Origin of the sequence: Pseudomonas sp. BF-R-26, from assembly GCF_019947395.1 — a bacterium.
Lineage (GTDB): Bacteria > Pseudomonadota > Gammaproteobacteria > Pseudomonadales > Pseudomonadaceae > Aquipseudomonas > Aquipseudomonas farris.
The window spans coordinates 268385-279631 of sequence record NZ_JAGYGK010000004.1 but is presented as its reverse complement, the minus strand read 5'-3'; the positions used below and the strand labels follow the sequence as shown (position 1 = coordinate 279631).

Below are 11247 nucleotides of genomic sequence, written 5' to 3'. Positions count from 1 at the left end.
AGTTATGTTGCCAAAATCCTTGTGCCTCAAGGCCAGCCCAATCCTGCCAGTCAAGGCGCGGAACCTGTGGGAGGGGGCTTGCCCGCGAAGGCGGTGTGCCAGGCAACATTAATGTCGACTGACACTTCCTCATCGCGGGCAAGCCCGCTCCCACAGGGATTGCACCAAGCCCCCCTCGCCTGCGTTAAAACTGCCAATTGAGACTCAGCCCGACGCCGTGGCTTTTCTCGCGGCTGGCCAGTTGGCCGGTGTAATCGAGGTTCAGCCGAACATCCCGGCTCAAGGCCAGGCTGGCATGGGCACCCACCAGCGCCGCATCGCGAACCAGCGGCGAGCTTTCCACCACGAACGGAGTGCCACCGCTGGCAAACGCCAGGTGTTCCTCGGAATCGGTGTTGCTCAGGTTGTGCTGCCAGCCGAGGCTGCCGCTCAGGTCCAGCTGTTGCTGGCCAGACAGCGTCACCGTTTTCAGTGCGCGCACGCCCAGGGTGCTGAGTACCGCGTCACGCCGGTCTCCACTGCTTTTGAGCGCCGCGGCGCCACCTTTTTCGGTGAAGCCCTCAGTGTCTAGGTGCACGTAAGCCAGATTGGCGAACGGTTCCAAAGCCAGTGCTTGCAGGTTCAGGCGATACGCTGCCTCGCCGAATACTTGGGTAGTCCCGGCATCGACCTTGGCTTTCTGTTTGGCGCTGACGTCACCGTATTGCAGGTCACGTTTGACGTCGGCCCGATGCCAGCTGTAGGCACCGCCGGCACTCAGGCGCCAGGCGCCCATTTCGTGGCCGGCATAGGCGCCCAGGTGATAACTGTCGACCTGCGCTGATGAGTGAGTTCCAGAGCCCATGCTGACCGAACTGTCGCTATAACCGGCGACCAGACCTACACGGGTTTGGTCATCCACCGCACCATCGACACCGGCCAGCAAACCGCCAATTGAGGTGGTGTAGCCGGCGGTATCGTGGCTGTCATCGGTCTTGCCCCAAGCGCCCAATGCCTTGATCCAGCCATTGCTTTGGGAACCATTGGCTTCATTGAGACGCTCACCGACTGCGTCGCGCAGATAACGGCTGTCGTTGATCAGCACCGAGCCCAGCGCCGGGTAAATTTCCCCCGACAACTGCTGGAAGGCTTGTTGCGCCGAACTCGCGGTCGGTGACAGCAGCAGGCTTTCGTACACCGCGTTACCCGCTCCAAGCCCTTCCGCTGCGGCCGCGACGGCCCGCTGATTCGGTGTTTGCCCGACGCTGGCGAAGGTTGTGGCGTTACGCTCCACGCTGAGCTGGATGCCAGTCGCGGCGTAATCGAGGCTGCCGCCGATGAACACGTAGTTCGGCAGCACCGCGCCGAACTGGCCTTGAATCCCGCCCGCCGCTTGCAAGATGTTGTACTGATTGCCCAACAGGCTTTGCACTTGTTGGGTGCTGAGCAAGGTCGGGCTGTTTTCCAGCGACAGGCTCACGGTGGCGCCGCTGATCGTGGCCGTACCACCCGCAATAATCTGGTCGCTGCTGGTGGGTGACAGTTCGACGGCATAAGTCGAACCCGGCGCAAATGTCACATCGCCGCTGACTTGCAACGTACCGATGGAATTACCGGGCGCCACGGTGCCGCCGGGATTGGCGGTCAACGCAGCGATTCGTCCGTTACCGCCGAGGGTGCCACTGTCATTGACGGTGACCGCCGACGTCAGCGAGCCATTCACTGCCAGCAACCCGCCGTTGACCGTGGTCGGGCCGCGATAAGTGCTGTCGCCGGTCAGCATCAACCGCCCGGCACCGGACTTGATCAGGCTGCCTTCGTAGACTCGGTTGGCGGCAGCGGAATCGCGAGCTGTGCCCACTGCGTAATCGGTCTGATCCTGCTGACTGGCGCCAGCCGGGACACCGTTCTCCCAGCCCTTGTCCTTCAATGTCTGTTGCCAGGCGATGCGTTCGGCGGCGTCTTCGGCCTGACGCTGAATCAGCGCCTTGTCCGAAATGTCATTGCTCCAGACATCGCTTTGCCCTGCCCCCAGATTGGCGTCGAACGCCCCGAGCAATTGCCCCGGCCCGCGCATCGCCCGCTCAAGGTTGGCCACACCCCAACCGATGCGCGTACTCGGTGCGTCGGTGACTGAACCGTCGAGCTGCGTTGCGGTGGTCAGCAGCACCTCAAGCGCCTGCTGATTGTTCATGTACGGATAGCGTTCCATCACCAGCGCCAGTGCCCCGGTGGCATGCGGCGCGGCCATGGAAGTGCCGGACTTGATCGCGTAACCGCCGCCGGGAATGGTGCTGTCAATCTTCGCGCCCGGTGTGGTGATGCACCAATACTTGGCGATCCCGCACTGGTTGTATTTCTGCTGATTGCTTTGATCCAGCCCCGACACCGCCAGCCAGTGGCCTTCCAGGTCCGGCTGAAAATACGGTAAGGCCGAACGCACGCTGGCATTCGGGTAGCCGCTGTTGCCAGCGCTGAACACGTTGATCACGCCGCGCCGTGAAACGTCGGCGGCAGCATCTATCCAGGTGCCTTTGTTCCAGTGCTGGGCGTAGGCAGCGTGCAGGTCGTCGAGGGTTCGGTAGCTGACATCCGGCGGCTGGCTGCCCCAGCTGTTGTTGATCGCACGTACACCGGCATCTGCCAGGGCGTTATAGACCGCGGTGAAGTAGCGCGGGTCGGGGCTGGGGCCGAACAGGAAACTGTCGTTCTTGTTGGTGTTGCCGACGTAGATTTGCGCGTTGTACGCCACGCCGTGCATGCCGCTGCCATCCCGGGAAGCACCCATGGTGCCGGTGACGTGGGTGCCGTGAGAGTCGTTGTTGGTGTTGAGCGTGCCGTCGACGTTGAATGCTGAGCCGTCGACATAGCTGCCACTGGCGGTCACAGCGTGATAACGATCTGCGGCAAATTCGGGATGGCTGGAATCGAAACCGGAATCCAGCGCGCCGATTTTCACGCCCTTGCCGGTGACGCCGGCGGCATAGGCTTGATCGGCCTGCATGCGCGCCAGTCCCCAATCGCGCTGGAACTCTGCCGAGCGCCAACTGGCGGGGTCACCGAGGGTGCCGGTTTCCAGATAAAGCGCCTGGGCTGGGCCTGGTACTGATGAAATCAAGAGCAATAGCGTGCCGACCGACATCGGCTTGATCTGTACTTCCATGTTCATGACTCTCGCTTTTCTTGTTTTTTGTAGGAGCTGCCGCAGGCTGCGATCTTTTAGCGTCAGCAAGACGCCGGAAGATCAAAAGATCGCAGCCTTCGGCAGCTCCTACGGGGATGTGCGATTTTCCTTGTTCGGGCCCTGGCCGAAGGCCTCATCCACCTTGGCCAGGTCCTGCTCGTTCAAGGTGCCGGCGTAGTAGTGCAACTTGGTCCAGGCCATCAAATAGTCATAACGTGCCTGGGCCAGATCCCGGCGGGTGGTGAACAGTTGTTGTTCGGCGTTCAGCGCATCGAGGTTGACCCGTTCGCCGCCCAAAATGCTTTGCTTGGTCGAGACCACCAGCGCTTCGGCCGACACCAATGCCTTCTGATAAGCCCGCAATTTATTGACCCCCGACAAGCAGGCGCTGAACTGACGGCGCAACTGGATCAAGGTTTCCCGGGTCTTGCCGTCCAGGTCGTACTCGGCCTGTTCCATGGTGCGGCTGGCCTGACGGGTCGAGGCCGAGACCCCGCCGCCGGCATACAGCGGCACGTTGACTTCGATGCCGATGGTGTTGGTGTCGTAACGCTGGTTGTAGGTGTTGCCGCTTTCCGATTCGTTCTGGCGCACCGAGGCGTAGGCGCTAACTTTTGGCAGGTGGCCGGCACGGTTGCGTTCGACCTCGTAACGCGCCACTTCCACCGCCTGGCGCTGGGAGGCGAGGTTCGGGTTATTGGCCACCGCCATCTCGTGCCAGGTGTCGTAATTGGCCGGTTGCAGGGTGAAGGTCTGGAAGTTCTGATCCAGCGGCGTCAGGTCGCCAATGTCGATCGCCGGCACGCCAATCAGTGCGCCCAGCTCCCGCAAGGACGCATCCTGTTCATCGCGCGCCTCGATTTCCTCGGCGGTCGCCAGTTCGTAACGTGACTCGGCTTCGAGGATATCGGTGCGCGTGCCCTCCCCTTGGCGGAACATCTGCTCGTTCTGCTGAAACTGCTGCTCGAAGGCTTTTTTCTTGGCCCGCGCGATGTCGATCTGGTCCTGAGCGAACAGCGCCTTGGTGTAATTCTCCAGTACGCGAACCAGCAGTTCCTGGCTCTTGCCACGAAAGCTCTCATCGGCGAACAGCGATTGCGCCACGCCTTTGCGATACGCCGCGTAGGCCTCGTAGTCGAGCAGCGGCTGTTGCAGGGTCAAGGTCGAGCCGTAACTGCTGTAGTTGCGGTCCTCGGTGAAGTCTGGTCTTCCCTTATTAATTTGAGTGACCTTGGAGGTGTTACGCCCCTTGTTGTAGTTGTAACCGATCCTGGGCAACAGTCCGGCGCGGCCGATGGCACGGTTTTCGAGGCCTGCATCGCGCTCCTTGATGGCGCCGAGGAACACTGGATCATTGCGTAACGCTTGCTCATAAATGTCGAACGGCCCCATGGCCATCGAGCTGTTGCACGTCAGCAACGCCAGGGTCGCTGCGAGCAGGGAAAGCTTATTCATACAGCCGAACATCCTTATTCCTCGGTCAACGCGGAGCCTGCCCGGTCGAGCAGCGGTTTGAACAAATAGTTGAGGAGTGAACGTTCACCGGTACGCACGAACATTTCTGCCGGCATGCCGGGCTTGATCACCAGACCGTTGAGTTTTTCCATGGCCTGGTCACTGACGCTGCTGCGCAGCACGTAGTACGGCACACCGGTTTTTTCGTCGACCATCTGGTCGGCGGAGATCAGACTGACTTCGCCGGGGACTCGCGGGGTACGGCTCTGGTTGAACGCGGTGAACAGAATGTCCACCGGCAAGTGCGTGCCGACCTTGTCGATCAGGTTGATCGGCAGGTGCCCTTCCACTTCCAGGCGAGTGCCTTGCGGCACGATCTCCAGCAGGGTGTCGCCCTGACGTACCACGGCACCTTCGGTGTGAACCCCAAGATTGACGGCGATGCCATCGGCGGTGGCGATGATTTCGCTGTGTTGCAGGTCGAAGCCGGCGGAGGTCAATTGCTCTTCCAGGGTCACGCTTTTGAGCTGCGCGTCAGCCAGTTGGCTGCGGACTTCCTTCTGGTATTCCTCGCTGTGCTGTTGCAGTTTCAGCCGGGATTCAAGGATGCCCTGTTCCACCCGGCCGCTTTCGCCGGTGTTTTCTGCCAGCTGTTGCTGCACTTGCGACAACTGACGCTGGTAATCCATCAAGCGGTTGCGCGGGATGTAGCCGTTGTCCGCCAAGGGTTGAAGATTGCTCAACTGTTGTTGCAGGGAACTGGCCTGGGCCGTCAGGTCGGTGCGCGCGCGGCGCATGCCGGCCAGTTGCGCGCTGGCGCCTTCAATGTTGGCGCGCAGGGCGGCTTGCTCACGGGAAAAAGCTTCGCGACGACTGCTGAACAATTGCCGTTGGCCTTCGAGCACCAAGGCCAGGCGCGGGTCAGGATCGTTACTCAGCTCGGCGGGGAAATTCACCTGCTTGAGGTTGTCCCGCTCACTCTGCCAGCGCGCCAGGCTGGCCCACGCCATGCGGTATTGCGCCTGCAGCGATTGCACGTCGGCCGCGACCTGGGTCTGGTCGAGGCGGAACAGCGGCTGGCCCTGCTTCACCACTTGGCCTTCGCGCACCAGAATCTGGCTGACCACACCGCTGCTCATCGATTGCACGGCTTTGCGCTTGCCCGAGACCACCACGGTCCCCTGAACCGGAATCCCTTGATCGAGCGGCGCAAGGCTCGCCCAAGTGAAGAAACTGCCGGCGCCGACAATCGCCAGAATCCAGCCCATGCGGGCGAAGAAGCGCGCGTCGCGCTCAGGACGTTCGGCGATGTAGTCGTGTTCCATCGTCGCTTCGCTGTCGTCGTTCATGCGTGGGCTGCTCATACACCCGAATTCCTTGTCGTGGGCTGATACTGCCGGCTCATGCTGAGCCCGCCCGGTGCTTGCGCGGCTTTTTCACGTGGTTGTTCATGAGCGCCTGACTGATTACCGGCAAGCGCCTTCAGCACCTCCTGGCTTGGGCCGAAGGCTTGCAAGCGACCTTCGTTGAGCACCAGCAACTTGTCGGCCTGGGCCAGCGCCGAAGAACGATGGGTAACCAGAATCACGCTGGTGCCCCGGGCCTTCATGTGCGCGATGGCGCCGGCCAGCGCGGCTTCGCCGACGGTGTCGAGGTTGGAGTTCGGCTCATCCAGCACCACCAGACTCGGGTTGCCGTACAGCGCGCGAGCCAGGGCCACACGTTGCTTCTGGCCACCGGACAAACCGCTGCCGTCCTCGCCAAGCACGGTGTCGTAGCCCTGGGGCATGCGCAGGATCAGTTCATGGACGCCGGCCTGTTGCGCGGCTTCGACGACTTTTTGCGGGTCCGCCTCACGGAATCGGGCGATGTTTTCGGCGATGCTGCCGCTGAACAATTCGATGTCCTGAGGCAGGTAACCGATGTAGGGGCCGAGGTCGTCGCGGTTCCAGCGATGAATGTCCGCGCCGTCGAGGCGTACCGTGCCGCCCAACGTCGTCCAGACGCCGACAAGCACCCGGGCCAGGGTCGATTTACCGGAGCCGGAAGCCCCGAGCACGCCCAGCACTTCCCCGGCACCCAGGTTGAAATTGACCATGTGCAAAGTCGCTGCGCGTTGCCCGGGCGGGCCGGCGCTGACTTGTTCGAACGTGATCTGACCTTTCGGCGCCGGCAGCGCCATGGCCTCGTCAGTCGGCGGGTAGGCTTGCAGCAAGGCGTCGAGACGGCGGTAAGCGAGTTTGGCGCCGCTCCACTGTTTCCATACAGCGATCAACTGATCGATGGGGCTCAGCACCCGGCCCATCAGGATGGACCCTGCGATCATCATCCCGGCGGTCATGTCACCCTGGATCACTAGCAAGGCGCCCAGCCCCAGCACCAGGGATTGCAGGCACAGGCGCAGGGTTTTGCTCAGGGAGCTGATGACCGCGCCGGTGTCGCTGGCCTGATTCTGCAAGCCGAGAAAACGCGAGTGCACCCCAAACCAGCGCTTGCGCAAGACCCCGAGCATGCCCATGGCCTGGATGGTTTCGGCGTTATGCAGGTGACTGGTGGCCAGTTGGCTGGATTTCTGGGAAAACCCTGCGGCTTCGCCCAAGGGCTTTTTGGTCATCGCCTCGTTGAGGCAGGCCAGCCCGATCAGCAGTACCGCGCCTGCGGTGGCCAATACGCCGAGCCAGACGTTGAACAGAAAGATCACGAACAAGTAGACCGGAAACCACGGTGCATCGAAGAAGGCAAACAGCGCCGGGCCGGTGACGAATTGGCGAATATGGGTCAGGTCGCCCAAGGATTGCCCCGCGTTGCCCTCACCCTTGAACAGGTTGCGCTCGAAAGCGGCTTGATAAACCCGCAGGTTGAAACGGCGCTCCAGTTGGCTGCCGATACGAATGACAATGAAGCTGCGCACGATCTCCAGCAGACCGATAAAAGCGAAAAACCCGACCACCATCAACGACAACATCGCCAGTGTGGTTTCGTTTTGCGAAGACAGTACCCGGTCATAGACCTGAAGCATATAAATCGACGGGACCAACATCAGCACATTAATCAGTGCGGTGAAACATCCGACGCTGATCAGGATATTTTTATAGTCGCCCAGTGCCTTGAATAACGGTGCGGTGGCCGGGCTCTTCGCCTTCTTCATTGGTTTTTCCTGAGGTGTTATTCCTCGCCTTACTTGACGAGGTTCCAATTAACTGTCCGCACATGGGCCGAGACATTTTTTTACCGGCTATCGCTTGCACATCAATAACAACCCTTTGAGTTCTTCAGAGAGTTCCGGCTATTGATGTGCTGCTTATAATTTTTATTCAGTCAGGCATTACTTACTTAATGCGCAGTGCGCTTGAGCGTAATGATCAGACCTGACTTCAAGGTGCTTTTATAAAGCCCCTCATGCAGTCGGCTGAAAAACACAATTTTCGAGCCTTCTTTACCGGTCACGGCAATGCCATCCGGTTCCGGGAACCAGCCAATCGCCGACTCGTTCAGCCAGGCGCCAAGGCACTCGGCCCCCTCACCCAGGGTCTGGTTCAATTTGAGCTCGATCGAGCAAACATTCGACGGTTTGTCCTGCAGCGCCTGGGACTCGGGCGAGTCTTGCGCGGTGTTCAAGGTGGCCTGCCATTTCCCCGCGAGTTCCGACGGGTCGGCTAATTTAAGACTGCGAGCCATGGCTACATCTCCAAGAAACATCATCAGCGTCGCCAACAGCCACGCGGTTGCTTTGTAGGTAAAAGCGTTCTGGATCATAGGGCGTTTTACTCATGGTTATAGCCTTACTCATAGCACCTACCGTTCAAGGGACAGAGAGCGGCGCCTCAAGCGCCGCCCTCCTTTTGCCTTGAATCAGGCCACGATGTCCGAGAACGCCGCCTGGCCAACGGTGCTGACCAGGAAGTCAGCCATGCCGTGCCCGGAGAAGTCCACCGACAACAGGCTATTGCCGCCCGAAGTGGTCAATACCGCATCACCTGCCGCACCGGTGAACGAATTCACGAAGTGCAGGCCCGCGCCGTTGGTGATGCCGGTCAGGTCGATCTTGTCCAGGCCACTGACAAAATCGAGGATCTGGTCGACGGCACCTGGCTTGGAGTCGCTGCTGGCCGCGAACACAAAGGTGTCCGAACCCGAGCCGCCCCACAGTTTGTCGGCACCGCCCGCGCCGAAGAGGATGTCGTTGCCGGCACCGCCCTTCAACTCGTTGGACACGCTGTTACCGATCAGCAGGTCGCTACCCGAACCGCCAATCGCGTTCTCCACGGTGACACCCTTGGCGATGGACACGTTGCCCACCATGCCGCCAACATCGGAGAACGAGGCCTCATTGAGGTTGATCTTCTGGTTTTGGGTAAAGCCGGAGAAGTCCAGGGTGTCCTTGCCGCCCGCATCCCAGACCGAGAACACGACTTTGTCCGACGACGAAGACGCGCTCAGGAAGTCGCGACCGGCGTTGGAGTTGAAGCCGTAGGTGGTATCACCGGTACGAGTGGTGGTGTTGGCACCGTAGAGTTTCTGGATGGCGGCGATATCGTCCATCAGCGGGCCGGACGCATAGGCTTCCACACCACTCTTGCTGAAGTTCTGGTCGGTATTGCTTTCACTCCAGTAGCTCATGACGCTGTAGCCGCGAGTGTCTTCCCCGTAAGTCGCGTCGTTGTAGGTCGGCGCACCTTCACCGGCGTTGTAGTCGCCAGGGTGAGCCAGGCCCAGGGAGTGACCGATTTCGTGGGTCAGGGTCTGACGGCCGTAGTTGTTCAGGTCCGGCGTCTTGTTGACGTTATAACCACCACCCGTCAGATACCACGAAGTACCGTCATAACCTGCACCGGTGCCAGGCAGGTAGGCGAATGCCGCCGCGCCGTCCTGACCGCCGCTGTAGTTACCGAAGGTCATGTGACCGTCACCACCTGAGGACTTCTCGGTGAAGGTGACATTGGCCACGTCGGCCCAGGACTGCATGGCAAGTGCAGCCTGTGCTTTCTGTTGCGCGCTGAACTGACTGAACCCGGTGATGCCGTGCTTGTTCATGGTGCTCGACGAAGCCGAGGTCAGGAACGTGTAGGTGAGTTCGATTTTGCCGCTGCCGTCCTTGTCCTGGTAGGCAGCGCCGTCACGCAGCAGCTGGGTAGCAGCCTCGTCGACGGAGAAGGAGGGTTTGCCATTGACCGTGAGATTGCCACCCCGATCATACTGATGGCTGAAACTATCGATCTGGTTGTAGGCGGAACTGGGTGCAGCCAGCGCTTGCAATGGCGCAAAGGCCTGTTCGGCAAGATCAATAGCGTTGTCTTTTACTTTCGACATAAACACACTTCCTTGTTTAGCAATGGAACAGTTTTTGTCCGATACGACAATCTCTGGCGAGATCGTCCTATCACTCGCCCAATGAAGGCGTATAAAAACTGACACAATTCGAAATCAAACGTCTACATTTTTTTTGACGTCAAATTGATTTGTTCCGGCGAACTCCAGTAAACAGTGCGTGCGCTGTCGAAATATAGTTTTTAGTTTAAGGCTTTAGCCGGATTGTCCGACAATCTGATATTTAAATATTAAATATGGGTAAGTTGTTTTTTTGTAGAGGAGTTCTCATTTTTGGACTTATTAATATAAGTGCCAGTGTATTGATATCAACTCTAACTTTATTGGATGGGGGATTTTCACGACTGCTACGCAGCCGAACGCAGCCTTCGGCAGCTGCTACAGGTTTCCGGGATGCGACATTTTCTTTTAGCCGCTGGCGCAGCCTGCGTTCGGCATAGATATCACTCCGGAATGGACTATTTTCACGACTGCTACGCAGCCGAACGCAGCCTTCGGCAGCTGCTACAGGTTTCCGGGATGCGACATTTTCTTTTAGCCGCTGGCGCAGCCTGCGTTCGGCATAGATATCACTCCGGAATGGACTATTTTCACGACTGCTACGCAGCCGAACGCAGCCTTCGGCAGCTGCTACAGGTTTCCGGGATGCGACATTTTCTTTTAGCCGCTGGCGCAGCCTGCGTTCGGCATAGATATCACTCCGGAATGGACTATTTTCACGACTGCTGCGCAGCCGAACGCAGCCTTCGGCAGCTGCTACAGCTTTCCAGTGCGCTATGGTTTTGTAGCAGCTGGCGCAGCCTGCGTTCGGCTGCGCAGCAGTCGTGAAATATCACAGCCAACACGCATCCCACAGCGGATAATCATGAACTCGTGAAACCAGTCCCGCCCGAATGGGATTGGCGACGACATATCGAGCAAGATTTTTCACGTCCTCCTCTCGCCGGACCGCTCGATCGTGATAACCCTTCTGCCACAAACGCCCGCTTCGCCCTAGCGCCTGATTAACGGCCAGACCGCTACGGGATTTAATTCGGCACATCAGCTCGGCCAGCGTTTTATCCTGCATTTGTACCAAACAGTGCATATGGTCTGGCATCACCACCCAAGTCAGAAAATCCGCCCAGCGCTCCTCCTGTGCCTGATGCAATTGCTGAGCAACCAGTCTTCCCATTTGCCAATCTGTGAATATCGGTTGCCGTTCGTGAACCACGGCTGTTAACAAGTAGATGCGTCCAGGTTCGGAATAACGCCCAATGCGCAGATGACCAGCTTTCGAACAGACAGGCATTCCATTGCCT

At 59.3% G+C, this 11247-nt stretch carries 7 protein-coding genes; all 7 read right to left on the bottom strand.

What is annotated here, in order from left to right; genetic code table 11:
- Window positions 1-184 precede the first annotated feature (184 nt).
- Complete coding sequence (locus KGB18_RS07250; protein WP_223569651.1) at window positions 185-3142, bottom strand: autotransporter serine protease; 2958 nt, start codon at window positions 3140-3142, stop codon at window positions 185-187.
- Window positions 3143-3250: 108 nt separating this feature from the next.
- Window positions 3251-4630, bottom strand: coding sequence for a TolC family outer membrane protein (locus tag KGB18_RS07245; protein ID WP_123722819.1), 1380 nt, complete (start codon window positions 4628-4630; stop codon window positions 3251-3253).
- A gap of 2 nt (window positions 4631-4632) precedes the next feature.
- Window positions 4633-5982, bottom strand: coding sequence for an HlyD family type I secretion periplasmic adaptor subunit (locus tag KGB18_RS07240; RefSeq protein ID WP_223569602.1), 1350 nt, complete (start codon window positions 5980-5982; stop codon window positions 4633-4635).
- Window positions 5979-7766, bottom strand: a complete 1788-nt coding sequence (locus KGB18_RS07235) for a type I secretion system permease/ATPase (protein ID WP_223569601.1) — start codon at window positions 7764-7766, stop codon at window positions 5979-5981. The genes KGB18_RS07240 and KGB18_RS07235 overlap by 4 nt, the downstream gene beginning before the upstream one ends.
- A 185-nt stretch (window positions 7767-7951) precedes the next feature.
- A complete protein-coding gene (locus tag KGB18_RS07230; RefSeq protein ID WP_123722822.1) occupies window positions 7952-8374 on the bottom strand; it encodes an AprI/Inh family metalloprotease inhibitor in 423 nt (140 codons plus the stop codon).
- Window positions 8375-8470: 96 nt separating this feature from the next.
- The gene (locus tag KGB18_RS07225; RefSeq protein ID WP_123722823.1) at window positions 8471-9928 is read right to left on the bottom strand and encodes a serralysin family metalloprotease; all 1458 of its coding nucleotides are present in this window, start codon (window positions 9926-9928) and stop codon (window positions 8471-8473) included.
- An 850-nt stretch (window positions 9929-10778) separates the two neighbouring features.
- Complete coding sequence (locus tag KGB18_RS07220; RefSeq protein WP_123722824.1) at window positions 10779-11237, bottom strand: REP-associated tyrosine transposase; 459 nt, start codon at window positions 11235-11237, stop codon at window positions 10779-10781.
- Window positions 11238-11247 lie beyond the last annotated feature (10 nt).